Origin of the sequence: Clostridium sp. ZBS15, assembly GCF_023845705.1 — a bacterium.
Lineage (GTDB): Bacteria > Bacillota > Clostridia > Clostridiales > Clostridiaceae > Clostridium > Clostridium aquiflavi.
The window spans coordinates 60,129-79,162 of the sequence record NZ_JAMQHY010000004.1; the positions used below are offsets into that span (position 1 = coordinate 60,129).

The 19,034-nt window shown below is 27.9% G+C and carries 14 protein-coding genes, 1 riboswitch and 1 other annotated feature; of the genes, 2 read left to right on the forward strand and 12 right to left on the reverse strand.

The window, feature by feature from the left end; genetic code table 11:
• Window positions 1-153: 153 nt before the first annotated feature.
• The 6 genes from NG904_RS02405 to NG904_RS02430 form a co-directional block, all read right to left on the reverse strand.
• Window positions 154-1,929 carry an aminopeptidase P family protein gene (locus tag NG904_RS02405; RefSeq protein WP_252229535.1) on the reverse strand — a complete coding sequence of 592 codons (1,776 nt, stop codon included), beginning with the start codon at window positions 1,927-1,929 and terminating at the stop codon, window positions 154-156.
• A gap of 242 nt (window positions 1,930-2,171) precedes the next feature.
• A complete protein-coding gene (locus tag NG904_RS02410; protein ID WP_252229537.1) occupies window positions 2,172-3,890 on the reverse strand; it encodes a Na+/H+ antiporter NhaC family protein in 1,719 nt (572 codons plus the stop codon).
• A gap of 303 nt (window positions 3,891-4,193) precedes the next feature.
• Window positions 4,194-4,368, reverse strand: a riboswitch (Lysine riboswitch).
• A gap of 120 nt (window positions 4,369-4,488) precedes the next feature.
• Window positions 4,489-6,099 (reverse strand): ABC1 kinase family protein, encoded by a 1,611-nt coding sequence (locus NG904_RS02415; RefSeq protein ID WP_252229539.1) that lies wholly within the window; start codon window positions 6,097-6,099, stop codon window positions 4,489-4,491.
• Between the two features lie 48 nt (window positions 6,100-6,147).
• Window positions 6,148-6,480, reverse strand: coding sequence for a phasin family protein (locus tag NG904_RS02420; protein WP_252229541.1), 333 nt, complete (start codon window positions 6,478-6,480; stop codon window positions 6,148-6,150).
• Between the two features lie 103 nt (window positions 6,481-6,583).
• Window positions 6,584-7,111, reverse strand: coding sequence for a nucleoside recognition domain-containing protein (locus NG904_RS02425; RefSeq protein WP_252215703.1), 528 nt, complete (start codon window positions 7,109-7,111; stop codon window positions 6,584-6,586).
• A 15-nt stretch (window positions 7,112-7,126) separates the two neighbouring features.
• Window positions 7,127-7,702, reverse strand: a complete 576-nt coding sequence (locus NG904_RS02430) for a nucleoside recognition domain-containing protein (RefSeq protein ID WP_252215705.1) — start codon at window positions 7,700-7,702, stop codon at window positions 7,127-7,129.
• A gap of 109 nt (window positions 7,703-7,811) precedes the next feature.
• Between NG904_RS02430 and NG904_RS02435 the strand changes: the two genes are divergently transcribed.
• On the forward strand, window positions 7,812-7,997 hold the full coding sequence (locus NG904_RS02435; RefSeq protein ID WP_252215706.1) for a hypothetical protein: 186 nt from the start codon (window positions 7,812-7,814) through the stop codon (window positions 7,995-7,997).
• Window positions 7,998-8,049: 52 nt separating this feature from the next.
• Here NG904_RS02435 and NG904_RS02440 read toward each other — a convergent pair whose 3' ends face one another.
• From NG904_RS02440 to NG904_RS02465, 6 genes are all read right to left on the reverse strand, one after another.
• A complete protein-coding gene (locus NG904_RS02440; RefSeq protein WP_252215708.1) occupies window positions 8,050-9,429 on the reverse strand; it encodes an MATE family efflux transporter in 1,380 nt (459 codons plus the stop codon).
• A gap of 124 nt (window positions 9,430-9,553) precedes the next feature.
• Window positions 9,554-9,979: a viral A-type inclusion protein gene (locus NG904_RS02445; RefSeq protein ID WP_252229543.1), complete on the reverse strand. Its 426-nt coding sequence runs from the start codon at window positions 9,977-9,979 to the stop codon at window positions 9,554-9,556.
• 120 nt (window positions 9,980-10,099) lie between these two features.
• A complete protein-coding gene (locus tag NG904_RS02450; protein ID WP_252215713.1) occupies window positions 10,100-11,098 on the reverse strand; it encodes a LacI family DNA-binding transcriptional regulator in 999 nt (332 codons plus the stop codon).
• A 106-nt stretch (window positions 11,099-11,204) separates the two neighbouring features.
• A complete protein-coding gene (ileS, locus tag NG904_RS02455; RefSeq protein WP_252229545.1) occupies window positions 11,205-14,315 on the reverse strand; it encodes an isoleucine--tRNA ligase in 3,111 nt (1,036 codons plus the stop codon).
• 73 nt (window positions 14,316-14,388) lie between these two features.
• Window positions 14,389-14,626: a binding site (T-box leader), on the reverse strand.
• Window positions 14,627-14,928: 302 nt separating this feature from the next.
• Window positions 14,929-16,080, reverse strand: a complete 1,152-nt coding sequence (locus NG904_RS02460; RefSeq protein ID WP_252229547.1) for a YibE/F family protein — start codon at window positions 16,078-16,080, stop codon at window positions 14,929-14,931.
• Window positions 16,081-16,238: 158 nt separating this feature from the next.
• Complete coding sequence (locus NG904_RS02465) at window positions 16,239-18,299, reverse strand: 5'-nucleotidase C-terminal domain-containing protein (protein WP_205449081.1); 2,061 nt, start codon at window positions 18,297-18,299, stop codon at window positions 16,239-16,241.
• A gap of 486 nt (window positions 18,300-18,785) precedes the next feature.
• Between NG904_RS02465 and NG904_RS02470 the strand changes: the two genes are divergently transcribed.
• Window positions 18,786-18,995, forward strand: coding sequence for a (2Fe-2S)-binding protein (locus NG904_RS02470; protein ID WP_012451448.1), 210 nt, complete (start codon window positions 18,786-18,788; stop codon window positions 18,993-18,995).
• Window positions 18,996-19,034 lie beyond the last annotated feature (39 nt).

Below are 19,034 nucleotides of genomic sequence, written 5' to 3' on the forward strand. Positions count from 1 at the left end.
CACCTCTAATCTATAAGTAATCTTTAAATATATTCTTTTGAAAATAAAAATACTATAACTCCTATTGTTACTGGAATTGAAATAATATCTAATTATATAAAGAAACTATTAAGTTAAAATTCACTTAATAGTTTCTTTTTTAACTATTTAAATTTATATTTCTCTAGTTGCATTCTTAAGAAAGTTCTTTTCTTCATCATTTAAATAATGACTTAACTTAGCATAAGTTTCTGTATGGTAATTATTTAACCATTTTTTTTCTGTTTCTGTTAATAATGATTCATCTATTCCTTCTATATCTATCGGACAATATGACATTACTTCGAATTTGTAAAATTCTCCACCATCATGGGTCTCTATGTCATTAGCTACTAACATTACATTTTCAGTACGTATTCCATGCTTTCCTTCTTTATATACTCCTGGTTCATTTGTTAATATCATTCCTGGCTCTAAAACTACAGTGTTAGGGACTGGTCTTATTGATTGTGGTCCTTCATGAACACTTAGGAAAAATCCTACTCCATGTCCTGTTCCACATTTATAATCCATACCTTCATCCCATAAAATAGTTCTTGCTAATACGTCCAAGTTTGAACCTGTTGTTCCTTTTAAGAATTTTGCTTTCATAAGATTTATATGAGATTTTAAAACTAAAGTAAAATCTTTTTTTTCTTCATCTGTTAATTTTCCTAAAATAAAGCTTCTAGTTATATCTGTAGTTCCATCTAAGTATTGTCCACCAGAATCAACTAAAAGTATTCCTTCTGGTTTTAATTCATAAGCACTTTCCTTTGTAGCTGAATAATGCATCATAGAAGCATGTTCTTTATATCCAGCAATTGTTCCAAAACTCTCTTCTACAAAAAGATCTCCTTTGCTTCTTAACTCTAATAACTTATCCGCTACAGTAACTTCTGTTATATTTTCTTTGCCTACATTTTCTTTAAGCCATTTTAAAAATCTAACCATAGCTACGCCATCTTTTATTTGGCATTTTCTAAGATTTTCTATTTCAACACTATTTTTTATAGCCTTCAATTTTGTTGTTATGTTTAATGCTTCTATTACTTCTACATTTTCATTTATTAATGTATAAATATATCCACTTACTTTATTAGGATCTAATATAACACTATTTTTTATATCTTTCACATCTTCAAATATGTTGTTATATTCATCTATTTTAATACCTTCATTGTTTAATTTTATTTGGTCTTCATTTGATAGTTTATTTTTATCTATATATAATGTAGCTTTTTCTTCATTTACTACTGCATAAGCTAATACAACCGGGGTATCTTTAACATCATTTCCTCTTATATTGTAAAGCCAAGCAATATCATCTAATGAAGATATTATATAAGATTCTGCACCTATCTTTTTCATTTCTACTCTGACTTCTTCAATCTTTTCTTTTGCTGATTTTCCACAGTATTTTATATCATGTAAAAAAGCTTTTTCTTTAGGTAACTCTGGCTTATCATTCCAGATTTCTTCTATTAGGTCTTTGTCCATCACTATATTTATATCTTTTTTATCTTTTATTTTCTTAAATTCTTTATATTCATTTATAGAAAATAGTCTTCCATCAAAACTTACTGTTTCTCCTGATTTCATATTTTCCATTAACCATTCATGTAAAGTTGGCCATCCTGGTATTCTCATTTTGTATAATTCAATTCCTGAATCTTTTAATTGTTGCTCAGCTTGAATAAAATATCTACCATCCGTCCAAAGAATTCCTTTTTTTCTTCCTATTAAAGCTGTTCCTGCTGATCCTGTAAATCCTGTAATATATGCTCTTGATTTAAAATGTTCAGCTACATATTCACTTTGATGAAAATCACCACTAGGAACCACATAGTAATCTATATTTTCATTTTTCATTATTTCTCTTAATTTTTGTATTTTTTCAAAAGTTCTCATATAATTCATTACCTTTCTTTTAAATAATTTCACCCATATTATTTATGTAAATTTCTTTATTTATATATAGTTTATTTCTATGTATAAATAAGAAATCGTTATCCTTTTGTTAATGACTAAAACTTAAACTTAAAGAACAAAAATAAGATACCAATTATCATTGGTATCTTATTAATTATATCACAATTTAAATAAATTATTTATTGTAAATAATATTGTTTTCATTACAAATTTTATAAATACTATTCTTCACAATTTTCTATTGGTTTGCCCACAAAATATACTAATGCTACTATTGCTATTATTGATATAGGTAGTACTGCCCATACTGGCAATCCAAGTCCTACTGGTATATAACCGAATACTACAGTTATGCCTGCTACTGATAAAGAATAAGGTAATTGAGTTTTAACATGTTCTATATGATCGCATCCGGCACCCATTGATGACATTATTGTTGTATCTGATATTGGTGAACAATGATCTCCAAATATTGCACCTGTAAGAACTGCACTAGCACTCATAACTACATATCCCATTTCTGGTGAAATTGAATATGAAAGTGGAATTGCAAGTGGCATTAAAATTCCCATTGTGCCATAAGCTGTTCCTGTTGCAAATGATATTACCGCTCCTAAAATAAATATTATACTTGGTAATAAAAAGCTTGGAACTGTACTTGATAACTTGCTTACTAAAAATACAGCTGTACCAAGATCTTTAATTACTGAACCTAAAGACCATGCAAGTATTAAAATAACTCCTGTTATTATAAGACCTTTCATCCCATGTATCCAATTATCTATAGCTTCTGATAATGTGAATATTTTCTTACATACTGACATCACTATAGCTACTATAGATGCAAATAATGCCGATTGGAACAGTGCTACTGCTGCATCCGATGCTGCAAAGGCTTCTCTTATGGCTTCAAATGATGCTGGTGAATTAGACATAACATTTATTAAAACTTGATTTTCTCCACCCATTATTGTTGTATAGCCACTATAATAAAAACTTATAAGTGCAGAAATAATCAATGCTCCTATTGGGATAATAGCATTCCAAATACTTAATTTTACTCCGTCTTTTACCTTTACTTCATCTTCCATTTCTTTGTCTAAAGCAATTTCCTTATTTGAAGAAATTCCTTTTCTTGCTCTAAGCTCGGCTTTTCTCATGGGACCAAATTCTCTTAACATAAGTGAGCTTACAACAACAAATACTAAAATTAATATATTATAAAATCTATATGGAATTGTATTTAAAAATACTCCAAATGCATCTACTTCTTGTCCTATGCTTGCAAAACCATCTCTTATAAGTCCTAATTCTAAACCAATCCATGTTGATATTATTGCAATCCCTGCTACTGGAGCTGCTGTGGCATCAATTATAAATGCTAATCTTTCTCTAGATATTTTCATTTTATCTGCAACAGGCTTCATTATTGGTCCAACTATCAATGAATTTGCATAATCATCAAAGAATACAAAAATTCCAAGTAACCAAGTAATTATTTGAGTACTAATAGGGCTTTTAGCTTTTTTAGCTAATGATTCTGCAACTGCTTTTGCTCCACCCATTCTACTAACTAAACTAATTACTCCTCCAATAGCCATAACTTGAAGTACTATTCCTGCATTCCAGGGATCTGCTAATGAATTTAATGCTCTTTGTACAAAATCTAAAAATGCTTGAATAAGTGCATAGAATGGATTTCCACTAGATAAATTTAATAAAAATGATCCAGATAAAATACCTATAAACAACGATATTACAACATCCTTAGTTATAAATGCTAGTACTATAGCTACCAGTGGTGGCAATATAGTAAACCAACCAAATTTGCCTGAATTCATTACTGATGGATCTACCTCCTCAGCAAAAGCAACTGTTGATGTCATAAAAAACATCATAAACGTTAATAAAAATACATAATACCTATTAATTTTTTTCATTTTATTTTCCCCCATTTATTTTGTGAACATCTGCTGAGGCTGGCTATAAGAACAAAATCGCTAAAGCGACTTTGGAGCTGTCGATTTTTTAGCCATGCACCCTTTCCAAACGCAGTGCAGGAATAATGGTGCGGCATATGATTATTTTTTATTCTTTAGGGGTACTCATCATACCTTTAAAACACAGTATTTTAAAAGTTATCCACAAATTTTTTAATAATATAAATTCCTAAAGAATAAAAAAAACCTAGAGTGATTAACACTCAAGGTTTAAAAATAGTCAAAATAGACTTTAAAAACTTCATGAATGATAGCTCACCACAAACTAATTTGTGACAGTCTTATACATATTCTGCATAAGCCCAGCTTTATAACCTTAAAACATCAGTTATAAGCTTCGGCAAAATTCCCTTTCTTATTACCTCATAGTGTTTACCTCAGTAATAATACTTTTAAATTTTGCGCCTCTACCTCTTTCGCATATTCACTTTTATTTATAATTCATTATACAGCATATTAAAATTTTTTCAAATGTTATTTTTTTGTTTTATTGGAATTTTTATATATGCATACATAAACATTTATTTAAAACAAATCATTATTGTTTCATATTAAAACGCCAATATTTTATCATATTTATTAAAAGTATTAATGCAAAAATAGTTGAAATGCTATAGCCAACAACACCAATTAATGATACTCCATTATACTTAGGTCCTACATTTTTAGTTATTACTAGAGATGAACCTATAATTAATGACGCTATCAATAATCCTGTTATCATCCTATTTACCATTTTATTTAGCTCCTGAAATATATAATTTTTATCTTGTACTATGAGTTGTAATTTAGCTTCTCCTAAAGACATTTTAGTTAATAACTCTGATACTTTAGAGGGTATCCTAATACCATCCCTTCCAAATGAATATAGTGATACTATTAATTCTTCACTTGTAAGAATGTCAAATATTATATCCTTGTTTTTTGCTTTTATAAAAGATATTATAACATCTATAATTTCTAGCTCAGGATCTATTTCAGCTATAACCCCTTCTAATATTACTACTCCTCTTATTAGTGATACTAATTCTCTTGGCAACTGTAAATTGCTTTCCTTTGTTAAATAAAATATCTCCTGTAATAATACAGATATTTTTATATTCTTTATTGATGTAGTTAGATATGTATCAAACATATATGATACTCCATCATATAAATGCATTTTATTTACTTTTCCCTTTTTTATTGAAACCGCTAATATATATTCTATAAGTTTTTCCTTATCTCTAGTTGCTATAGCTAACATCATTGAATTTAAAGTTTTCTTCGTATTATCATTCAATTGTCCTACAATGCCAAAGTCAATAAAACAAATTTTACCACAATTTATTAATAAATTTCCCGGATGAGGGTCTCCATGAAAAAAGCCATCTTTAAATACTTGCTTACAATAAGATAATGCTAATTTTTTTGCAATATCTTTATTATCATATCCTTCATCTTTAATTCTTTGTAAATCATTTATTTTAAATCCATCTATTTTTTCTAATACTAGTACTTTGCTGCTTAATAATTCCTTTACTATATACGGTGCATAAATAGGTACAATATTTTTATTGTTAAGCCTAAATTTTTCAATATTTTTTCCTTCTAAAATAAAATTTAATTCTTCTTCTGCAGTCATTTTCAATTCTCTCAAAGCCTCTATAGGATCAATGGGTAAAGTAATTTTTGTTTTAGTAAATTTAAATATTCTCATTAAGATAGCTATATCCAAATGTATTTTTTCATAGATGTCTGGTCTTTGTATTTTTATAACTACCTTTCTTCCATCTTTTAATACACCATCATAAACTTGAGCTATAGATGCAGATGCTATTGGAATCACATTAATATTTTCAAAATATTCTTCTAAGGAGATATTTAATGAGCTTTCTAGAACAGATTTCATTACCTCAAAATCTTCTTGTGGAGCAGAATCTTGTAATTTTACTAATTCATCTATATACTCCTTAGGAAGTATATCTGGTCTTGTACTCATTATTTGACCTAGTTTAATGAATGTTGGTCCAAGTTCCTCAAATGCATTTCTTAAATTCGTAGGAGATTTCTTATATTCAACTTGTTTGCTGTCAAATATATATCCAAAACCATAACTTGCAAAAACCTTTATTATTTTTTTAAATCTCTCTGAAGATTGATTAGCCACAGATTCTCTCCTCCTTAGAAGAATAATTTCTTATTTAAAATAGAATCTTTATTTATCTTTTAATTTTTCTTCTATATTGTTGATTCTATCTTTTAGTTCATTAAATTCTTCTTTCGTAATAAAATCAAATTCTTGAAGTATGTCATAAATATCATCTTTAGTTAATGGTTTAATTTCATTAATTTTTTCATTAGCCTTAGATTTTACATTATCTTTTTTTTCTTTTATCTCCCTTTTCAATTCTTCTGAAAGTTCTTTGCCTTCTTCTATTGTTACTTTGCCTTTTTCAACTAATGTATTTATAACTTCATTAGCTTTTTCATAAGTCATAGTTGTTGCTCCAACCATAGCGACAAACAAATTTCTTGCTTCTTTAATCAACAAAATCATCTCCTAAAATATATGTTTAATATATACTATTAAATTAAGTTATGAATGGGAATTAATATTAATTAAATCTTATTATATGTTTAATTTATAAATTTTATTTAATTAGGAATAAATTAACCATTAAAACTGCCATTATTATAGCTGTTAAATCAGCAAAAATAGCTGCCCATAATGTATGTCTTATTTTCTTTACTTTTACAGCGCCAAAGTAAACTGTAATGGTATAAAAAATAGTTTCTGTTGTGCCCATTACAACTGAAGAAATTAATCCTATTTTAGTATCAGCTCCAAAACTTTTTATGATATCTGTAAACACTCCTATAGCTCCACTGCCTGAAAGTGGCTTTATAATTATTAATGGTATTATTTCTTTAGGTAATCCTATTAAATTTCCTATTGGTGCAATTAAATTATTTAAAACATCTAATAAATTAGATTCTTTAAAAATTTGCACTGCTATAATCATAGCTAATAAAGCTGGAAATATTCTTAGGCATACATTTAAGCCTTCTTTAGCACCCTCTATAAACCATTCATAAACCTTACGCCCCTCTATCATCCCATAACTTATAATTAATAAAAAAATTATAGGAATTATACTTTTACTCAAATAATTAAGCATATATCATCAGCTCCCTTAAAAATATTTCTGTAATATCTTTGCACATATTATTCCTACTGTCGCTGCTGTAGCTGTAGATATTAAAGCAGGAATTATAATAACTCCCGGATTAACAGAATTGCAAGCTGCTCTTATAGATATAATTGTTGAAGGTATTATTTGAATACATGCTGCATTTAAAACTAAAAAAAGCACCATGTCATTAGATGCCCTCTCCTTCTTACCATTTAGTCTATCCATTTCTTCCATAGCTTTAATTCCAAAAGGTGTTGCTGCATTAGAAAGTCCCATCATATTTGCTGTAAGATTCATAACTATAGCACCTAAAGCTTTTTCATCCTTGGCTGCATCTTTAAAAATAAGTTTTAAAAAGGGCTTCAATACTCTGGATATTTTTTCTGTCAAACCACTTTTTTCTGCCACCTTCATAACTCCACACCAAAAACACATTATTCCAGTAAGCTCAATTATAAAAGTGACTGTTGACCCTGATGCATTAACTATTGATTTAGAAATTATATCTCCATTACCACTTATTAAGCCAACTAAAATTCCAAAAAAAATCATAGCAAACCAAATATAATTAATCATATTCTCCTCCAAAATGTAATTATTCTTTACATATATATGCCTTGCACTTATTTTTTAGTAGTGATAGGATATATGTATTCAATATAAATTGACTTAAAGGAGAAACTTTATGAAGGAAGAAAACTTAAAAATAGCACAACAAGATATAGAAAATGCACTAAAAACTGTACAAGATATGGAAAAATCTCTTAGTGAAAATGCTGATTCAAAAGAACAAATAAAAGAAAAGTTTATATTGTTGTCTGAAACAGTTCAAAATTTAGAAAACCTTTTAAAAAACGAAGGAATATTATAAAAATAAAATCCCACATCTTAATTTTAAGATGTGGGATTATTTTATATAAAAATTAAGCTTCTAATACTTGAGTGCTGCTCTTCTTAATTGAATCTTTTTTTAAATTATTATTATATCTTAAGAATACTATTAATGTTATTAATGATGAAATCAAATCAGAAGCTGCTCCGGCAACCCATACGCCTGTTAATCCAATGAATTTTGGAATTATTATTAAAAACGGTATTAATATTATAACTTGTCTTAATAAACTTAAAAACATTGAAACTTTGACTTTACCTATTGATTGGAAATAATTTGTTGTTACTATTTGAGCTCCTATTAATGGTAGCATAACCAAGAAGATTCTCATTCCTGATGTACCAATTCTTAAAAGCTCTGGATCTCTATTAAATATTGAAATTAATAATTCAGGTATTGTTTCTACAACTATAAATCCTATTGTTACTATTACAGTAGCTACTATTGCTGTATATTTTAATGTCTTTTTAGTTCTATCATATTTTTTAGCTCCAAAATTATAACCTACAATTGGTTGCATACCTTGATTCAATCCAAAAATAGGCATTAAAAATATCATAACTAAACTATTTATTATTGTCATAGCTCCAATTGCAGCATCTCCTCCATACATTTGAAGAGAATTATTTGAAATTACTTGTACTGCACATTGAGCAACTTGCATACTAAATGGACTCATACCAATTAAAAATATGCTAACAACAACTTTTTTATTTAATTTTAGATATTTTCTTCTTATTTTAAGTATACCCTTACCTTTAGTAAAGTAGTATAAAATCCATATAGCTGATACTATTTGAGAAATTACAGTGGCAATTGCTCCACCTGCTACTCCAAGATCTAGTACAAATATAAATATTGGATCTAATATTATATTTATAATTGCTCCTATTAGCATTGAAAGCATGGCAACTTTAGGACTTCCATCACTTCTTATAGAGTGATTTAAACCAAAACCAATCATATTAAATATAGTTCCAATAAATATTATTCTAATATAATCAACTGCATAACCTATAGTGTTTACACTTGCTCCAAACATAATTAAAAGTGGACGCATAAAAATTAATCCTACTACAGTTAATAATATACTTATTATTATTATTAATGTAAATGCATTTCCTAAATGATGTTCTGCACTTTCTTTATCATGTTCACCTAATTTAATTGATATTCTTGTAGCTGTCCCTATTCCAACTAACATACCAAATGCCATAACAATTGTCATAATAGGCAATGTTATCCCAACTCCAGTTATCGCTAAATTCCCTATTTCAGGAATATTGCCTATATAAATTCTATCAATTATATTATATAAAGTAATTACTAACATTCCAACAATAGCTGGTATTGAAAATTCTAATAATAATTTTCCTATTCCGATTTCTCCTAATCTCTTTTGATCGTTCAATAAAATTCCTCCTCTTTTTGTATAATTCTTATAATTACAATACTAATCATTCTAACATTTAGTAAAAAATTTTACAATTCAATATTTCACGCTAATTACATTGATTTAAACTAAATGTAAACTTTTAAATTAAACCTTTAACTAATTCTTTAAGTTTTTCGTATGTAATATGATTATAAGTTGCTATGTCAATTTGATGCTTATCTTGTACGACTATAGTAGGAACTTCAGTAATATTATATTTATCTATAAGATTTTGTTGTTCTTCGTTAGTTACATAATCTAAGCTTATATGGACTAAGTTAAAATTAATCTCATCCTTCAAATCCTTTAACATTATCTCAGACTTTAAGCTTTCTTCTTTATTTATTAATCCTTTAAAAAATATAACTGTTGGTAATGACTTGTCTATATCATTAAGCGATTTAACATATTCTAATTTATAACTAAATTCTTCTTCTGTGACTTTTGAATTTTTCTTATTAACAAAAAATCCTGCTAACAAAATAACTATTATTATTAAAAAGCACACAAGTACCCTTTTTTTCATTAATTCACGTCCTCCTTAAATATATTTTATCTATAAAAACCGTATTTATTATATAAAAATAAGGTGCAATAAAATAACTTAATACTTTTATTGCATCTTACTTATAATAATACCTTTTATTTAAATTGTACTATCTCTTTCTACTAATTCATGTTCTAAAACATAATGAGCTGTTTCTAGCTCTTTATCATTTAAGATTTTTATTAACATTCTCATTGCAACTGATCCCATATCATATGTTGGTTGAGAAATAGTTGTTATCTTTGGATAGAAAATTGAAGCTGCATAGTTATCATTAAATCCTATAACACTAACATCTTTAGGAATTTCATATCCTTTTTCTCTTAATCTATTTATTGCTCCCATAGCAATTTCATCTGATGCACATACAATTCCATCAAATTTTTTATTTTTACTTATGAATTCATCAATAGCATCATATCCTGTTTTTACTTTTACTGTATCTAAGTATACTAATTCTTGATCTAATTCAATGCCGTCTTCTTTAAGAGCTTTTTCGTATCCTATGTATCTATCTCCCCAAGCATTCATATGATTCTTTTCAGTTCCTATAAAAGCAATATTTCTAAGACCTTTTCCTATTAAATACTTTGTGCTATCATAACTTCCTTTTATATTGTCTATTGTAACACTTGGCAATCTGCTTTCTTTATCTTTAGTTTCAACAAGAACAGTTTTTAAATTTAATTCATTAATCAATTCTAAAATTTCTTCTTGAAGTGAACTACTCATATAAAGTACTCCATCTACCATTTTTTCTTTAAGAACTCTTAAATATTCTTTTTCTTTTTCTATATCTAAATCTGAATTACATAAGATTACATTGTAATCATATATATTAGAAACATCTTCGGCTCCTCTTACTATTTCTGGGTAAAGTTGATTTGATACATCAGGTAATAGTATACCTATAGTTTTTGTTTTTTGTGTTTTTAAACTTCTAGCTATTATATTAGGTCTATATCCTAATAATTTTATTGCATCCAATACTTTCTTTTTAGTATCTTCATTAACCACATCAATATCGTTTAACACTCTAGAAACTGTTGCTATCGAAACTCCCGCTTCTCTTGCAACGTCCTTAATAGAAGCTGCCATAACCATTCCTCCTTTATATTTTAAAGTAATTATATAAACTACTATTTATTGATAAAAGGCTAGAGTCAAAAGTAGTAACTTAGATTCTAGCCTATTAAATGTATTATTACTTAACAACCTCAACTGTCATATCTAAGTTTTCACCATTTATAATAGTTTGTGTATAATCACAAGTTTCATTATAAATAATATCGGAAGTTAAAGTTTCTTTCTTTATTGTTTCTGAGAATTTTTTAATTATATCTAATAATAACTCGTTGTTAGCTACATAAAGTTTTATCTTATCAGCTACTTCAAAGCCTTTATCTTTTCTCATGTTTTGTATTTTAGAAATAACTTCTCTTACATGGCCTTCTTCTCTTAACTCATCAGTAATATGAGTATCAAGAACAACACCAATTTCACCTTCACCAGCAAAAGCATATCCTTCTAAACCTTGCATAGTTACAAGAATACTTTCTGAATTTAACTCAATTTCAGTTCCATCAACATTTATAACTTCAACGTCTCCGCCCTTAATCTTTTGAGCTAATTCCATTTGGTTTCTAGCAGCTATTTCTTTTCTGATTCCAGGTATTAACTTACCATAAGTTCTACCAAGTACAGGTAAATTTGGCTTAAGTTCAAAGTTAACATGTTCTGAAAGATCTGCACCAAATTGAATTTCTTTAATATTTAACTCATTAGTTATAATATCACCATAATATTCAGGAAGTGATGCTATAGAAACTAAAATTTCTGAAAGTGGCTGTCTGTTCTTAATATTAGCACCATTTCTAGCACTTCTACCAAGCTTAACTATTGTGTAAGCTAAATCCATTTCTTTTTCTAATTCCTTGTTTATAGCACTTTCATCAACTTGTGGCCATCTAGTTAAGTGAATACTTTCTTCTGCTGCATTATCTAAATTAACTACTAAGTTTTGATAAATTTCTTCTGTTACAAATGGTACAAATGGTGCTGCAACCTTTGATAAAGTAACAAGAACTCTATATAAAGTTACATATGCTCCTATTTTGTCATCATTAACAGTTTCTGTCCAGTATCTAGATCTATTTCTTCTTACATACCAGTTAGATAATTCATCAGTAAATTCTTCAATACTTAATGCTGCTGCAGTTATATCATAAGAATTTAACTTCTCATCAACAGTTTTAATTAATGTATTTAACTTAGACATTATCCACTTATCCATTACATTTTCAGACTTAAAGTCAGCATATTCTAATGGATTGAATGAATCTATATCTGCATATAACACATAGAATGAATATACATTCCATAAAGTGCTTAAAAACTTTCTTTGAGATTCTCCTACATCATCAGTTGAGAATCTAGTTGGAAGCCATGGAGCACTTGCAGTATAGAAATGCCATCTTGTAGCATCTGCACCTTGAGAAGATAAAACTTCAAAAGGATCTACAACATTACCCTTAGATTTTGACATCTTTAAGCCCTTCTTATCAAGAACATGACCTAAAACAATACAATTTTCAAATGGATTTCTATCAAATACAGCAGTTGAAATTGCTAGTAATGTATAGAACCAACCTCTTGTTTGGTCAACAGCTTCTGATATAAATTGAGCTGGATAGTTTTGTTCAAATAATTCTTTATTTTCAAACGGATAGTGTAATTGAGCAAATGGCATTGATCCTGAATCAAACCAACAGTCAATAACTTCCTTAGTTCTCTTCATTTCCTTACCACAATGAGCACATTTTAAATGTACATTGTCTATATAAGGTTTATGAAGTTCTATATCTTCTGGTACATTAATTCCTTTTTCCTTAAGTTCTGCAATGCTTCCTATACATTCTTTGTGTCCGCATTCACATTCCCAAATCGGAAGTGGAGTTCCCCAATATCTATCTCTTGAAATACCCCAGTCAATAACATTTTCTAAGAACTTACCAAATCTACCTGTTCTAATGTTATCAGGGCACCAATTAATCTTGTTATTATTCTCTAAAAGTTTATCTCTTAGAGATGTCATTCTTACAAACCAACTTTCTTTTGGATAGTAAAGAAGTGGTGTGTCACATCTCCAACAATGTGGATATGAGTGAAGATGTCTTGCAGTTTTAAATAACTTATTATTTTCTTCAAGCCATTTGCAAATACTATCATCACACTTCTTAACAAATTTACCTGCCCATGGAGTAACTTCTTCTACGAATTTACCTTCTTTATCAACTAAATTGATAAAAGCTATTCCATTTGCTTTAGCAACTAAACTATCGTCTTCACCATAAGCTGGTGCTATATGAACTATACCAGTACCATCTGTTAATGTTACATAATCGCCATGAATTACTTCAAAAGCTTTTCCTTCAACTTTACCAAAAGGCATTAATTGTTCATATTTAGTTCCAAGAAGTTCTGTTCCCTTGAATTCTCTTATTATTTCGTAATCTTCTCCAAGAACTTTATCAGCTAAATCTTTAGCTAATACATAAACTTCTTCTTCCACTTTTGCTTCTATATATGTGTAAGCTTTATTTATACAAAGAGCTAAATTTGATGGTAATGTCCATGGAGTTGTTGTCCAAGCTAATATAAACTTGTTTTCTTCTCCTACTACTTTGAACTTAGCAATAGCAGTTAAGTCCTTAACATCTTTATATCCTTGAGCAACTTCATGAGATGAAAGAGCTGTTCCACATCTTGGGCAATAAGGCATTACCTTATGTCCTTCGTATAAAAGTTCTTTATCCCACATTTGTTTTAAAGCCCACCATACTGATTCAATATATGGATTGTGGTAAGTTACATATGGATGCTCCATATCAACCCAATAACCAATTTGTTCAGTCATCTTTTCCCACATGCTAACATATGTAAATACGCTTTCTTTACATTCCTTAACGAATTTCTCTACACCATATTCTTCGATTTGTCCTTTTCCTGAAATACCAAGTTTCTTTTCTATTTCAAGTTCAACTGGAAGACCATGAGTATCCCAACCTGCTTTTCTTATTACTTTATAACCCTTCATAACTTTATATCTTGGGATTATATCTTTCATAACTCTTGTTAATATATGACCAACATGTGGCTTTCCGTTTGCTGTTGGAGGGCCATCATAAAAAGTAAAATATTCACCATCTTGATTTGAGTCAAAACTCTTTTTTATAATGTTTTTTTCATTCCATAGTTTTGCTACATCTTGTTCCATATTTACAAAACTTCTTGAAGAATCAACTTTTTTATACATTTTATTTTCCCCTTTCATAATTAGTACTTTTTCATTATTACTTTTTAAAATTTAATATAAAAAAAACTCCATCCCACAGGACGAAGTTAAAATCGCAAACCACCTAAGGCTAACACTTTATTAATAGTGTTTAGTTCAAGTACTTACATACTCTATCCCTTAACGCAGGCCACGTGACAACTTAATAAACATAAATGCCTTTCAGTTTCCAACTCCTAGGTGATCTTCTCTTAGCTTCCCTATAGCTTTGCACCAACCAGCTATTCTCTAAAAGTTAAGTCTAAGTTACTTTTCCTAATCAAAGTCTTTTCTTTTTATTGTAACATTATATATTAACAATTTTTAAATGTCAATTCATGGTCTTAAAGCTACTGTAAATATTTAAATTAATTATTGATATTTTTACAATTTTATACTCTATTTCTTTTAAATTTATTTACAAGAACTAAAAATATTCTATTTAACTTCACTAATCTACATATTAATAGCTAATCACCTTTATTATGTAAATCATTAATTACATATTGAGAATTCTGTTTATGCATATTATTATTATTTACATTATTACTCTCACTATTCACATTTTTTTCTATTTCATAGGTTTAATTTTATTTTATTTATTATTTCTAAAAACTAAAGTAGCCATTGCAAATACCGTAATTGGCACAGTCCAAACAAGACCAAGACTTCCTGCAAAAGCTGTTATTATTTCTGTAGATATTATTTCCATATTAATAATATTAGTATACGTCATTTTTTGAGCAGCAAGTAAAAATATTAAGCTAAAGGCTCCGCCTGCATAAGCTAGAATTAAAGTATTAGACATAGCCCCTATAATATCTTTACCAATATTCATACCACTTTTTATAAAATCTTTTTTACTTATATTGTTTTTTATTTGTAATACTTCATCCATGGCAGAAGTAATTGAAACACTAACATCCATAACAGCGCCTAAAGAACCAATTATAATTGCTGAAAACATTATATGTTTAAAATTAAGACCTAAACTAGAATTAGAATATGCAATCATTTGTGATTCAGTTTCTGCAAGGCCTGTTATTTTACACATATTTCCTATAATAATCGCCATAATAGTTGCAATTACAATTCCACCAATTGTTCCAATTATTGAGATTATTGTTTTTTTATTTATTCCATTTATAAAAAATAAAGAGGATGCCACCGTTAAAATACAAACTACTAGGGTTGCTATTAGTGGATTAAATCCACTTATTAATATTGGAAGTAAAACTTTTATTATCATGAAACTTGTAAAAATCAAAGTTAATATAGATTTAGCTCCCTTCTTACCACAAATTAAAATTACAGAAAACATAAATATTCCGATTAGAAGATATAAGTAATTTTCTCTAACCATCTCATATAAATGTATTGAATTTATTTGACCTTCATTTGAAACAGTATAGTTTATTACTATTTCATCATCTTCACTAACAATTATTCGATGCATATCTATAGATTCTATTGTATTTCTTATTTTATATTTTTCTCCTACATGTTCACCATCAAGTATTGTAATTTCAAATTCTTGCTTAGTTTCTAATACATTTTTGCTTTCATCATCTAATTCATATATATTATCATAAGTTATTTTATCCACTCTTGCTTTTGCAAAGGAATAATTTTTATTAATATTAAGTTCTTGTTTATTAGCTTGTATAGTTGAAAATGTGAATAACCCTAATACCATTATTGCTAATATAATTATGCATGCATATTTGTTTCTATCTATTTTTTTCATAATTACTCCTACTGTAAAAAATATTATGTTTAAAATCAAGTAAAGTCATAGGGAGTAACTTACAGTATCTCTATGACTTTACAATGTTTTTATTTTAGCTCTATCTTAAGTATGTGTTTAAAAACTCTACTGAAATTTTACTTAAAATAAATTCTATTTTATTTGCCTTTTACGTCATCCCAAGTTACAGATTTTGCATTAGAAGATGTTTGTTCTTCTGCAACGCCAGATAAAGTTAAGCTTCCATTATTAATACATTTAACTGCTGCTTTTCTTTGTTCTTTATCCCAATTGTTACCTATAATACTCCAGTTATTATCACATCTAGGAGTTATAGTTCCACCTTTAACATCTTTAATATATTCTCCAATTAACTCTCTTATTCTTCCTTCACCTAAACCTGCTGTTTCTTCTGATTTTCCTACAAGTGTTGGAAGTTGTTCACCTTCTTTAAAGATAACACCAGGAGTTAATAATTGAGTTGCTCCTCTATAGTTATTAACTGTTAAATAAAGTTCATCTGAATCATTTATTTTGCTTCCATCCATTCTAGTTAAATTAACTATTCTATTTCCAGCATCTTTTGATATATCTACATTATATTTTATGCCAGCAAACATATCAAAATTATATCCTGGTGTATTTGGATTAAATGAAACTGTTAAATCTCCAGGATTGTACTTATTGTAATAAGAAAAAGACCATTCCATATATTTCTTAAGTTGACTTCCTGTTATCTTAAGGGCATATAATGTATTGTCAAATTTATATATATTAGCAGTATCACACTTCTTTATTGGTCCTTCTAATATATTTTGTCCATCTTTAAATACTGCAGCAGATGAAACATCTATTTTATGATTTGCTACCTTTTCTCCATAATACATTTGAACTTCATTTATTAAACTAAGCATTGGAGTAGGCTGAATTTTAGCTTGATCTATTCCCTTAACTTCATTTGCAGGTGTTAAATTACCACCTTTTAAAGTACCAATAGGTGTATTAGCATCATCAATTGCTCTTTTATTATAACTTTCTAATGACTTTGCGATTTCATTATTAACTTGTACAGCTGTTCCATTCTTAGGTGCCATATCATAAAGAGCTGTAGTGATATCTTTTGATTTATCTGCAACTACATATTCACCTTTAGAATTTTTAGTTAAGTTAATATTAATTTGACCAAGAGTTTTAGCCCATTTATAAGCTTCAACTATTACTGTTCCATTAGTTTTTGCTTTATTATAATCAGCTATAGTTGCTTCAGTGATAGTTCCGTCTTTTGTTATTGCTTTAACCTTATTATCACTAGGATTTAAAGAGTATATTTTATGATCATAATAATAATCACCAGCTATTTTTACATGGAAATGTGCTGCTACAAAAGCTGTTATTTCTGGACATTGTTCTAATATTTCAATAGCACTTGATCCATCTGTACCATATTCTTGAGTTTCTCCAATATGATCAACAGCAATTATTGTATTTACATTTTTCTTTTTAAGTTCTGCAATTGCAGCCTTAGTTTCGTCTACTGGATTAGTAACTTTATAACCCTTTAAATTAGCAGAATCCCATTTAGTAATATTAGGTGTTACCATACCTATTATTCCAACTTTAACTCCACTTCTTTCAACTATTGCATATGGTGCTGCAATTCTTGTTTTACCATCGGTATCATATACATTTCCACCTAGTACAGTACCATTAAATTGTTTCATTATATTTTTTAATGCTGGTATTCCATAATTAAATTCATGATTTCCTAAAGTAAAAGTATCATAGCCTATTTTATTCATTGCAGCTATCATTGGATTACTTGACTCATTTATAAATAATGATTCTGAGTTATCTTGGATAATGTCTCCTGCATCAACAACAATTGTGTTATTAGGATTTTTAGCTTTTAATTCATTAACTGCTGTTGATATTTGTGCAAGGCTTCCTGAGTTGTCCGCAACATTTACAGCATAATCATACGGTAAGAATCTACCATGAGTATCTGTAGTTGTTAAAATTTGCAAGTTAACGTTACCATCTTTGGCTAAAAGAGCTTCTTTACTAGAACTAGTTGTCTTGTTTTCAGTTAAGTCAACTACTTCATTATTAGTATCAGTTTTAGTATCTGCTTTTACTGTCATTGGTGTAAATAAAGTAAATACCATCATTGACGCTACTATTGACGATAAGAATTTTTTGTTTTTAAAACGTCTAAACATTAAATTTTTGCCTCCTAAATTTTTAATTTTTTTGATATGTTTGATTAATTTTATATATATAGAAAATTATAACATATAGGTTTTTATAAAAAAAGACATGCTACTGTAATCATTATCATTAATTATGATAAATTTTATAGTTTTATATAAACTATTCATATCTTTTAATATTTTATAGCTTATTTACTTAATAAACATATAATTTAAATTGCAAAAAATTAAATAAAAAGAGATGCATTAACATCCCTTTAACCAATTAGATCCATATTTATAATAGTTTTACAACTTAAATATAATATTTTATTTTAATTATATATTAGTTTTCTAATACTTACTTAACTAGCTGTTTTTATAAATCATAGTAAAATATTTACTTAGTATTTATTGATTTAATGGATAATAATTATTATTTAATATTGACTCATTTAAATTAAGATGTTTTAATTTAATAAATAAGAATTTAAAGCATATAAGGAGAAAATATATATGGATAACAATTTAAATAAAGATATTTTAGATAAAATAACAAAGACTTGCACTTGTAAAAGTATAACTAGAGCAAAAATTAAAGAAGCTATAGTAAATGGTGCATCAACTTACGAAGAAGTTCAAAAAGCAACCGGTGCAGGATCAGGATGTTGCAAAGGAAGAAAGTGTTCAGAAAAAATAAATGATTTAATAAAGGAACTAAACTAATTTACTATGTTTAAATATCTGTTGATATATGCAATAGGT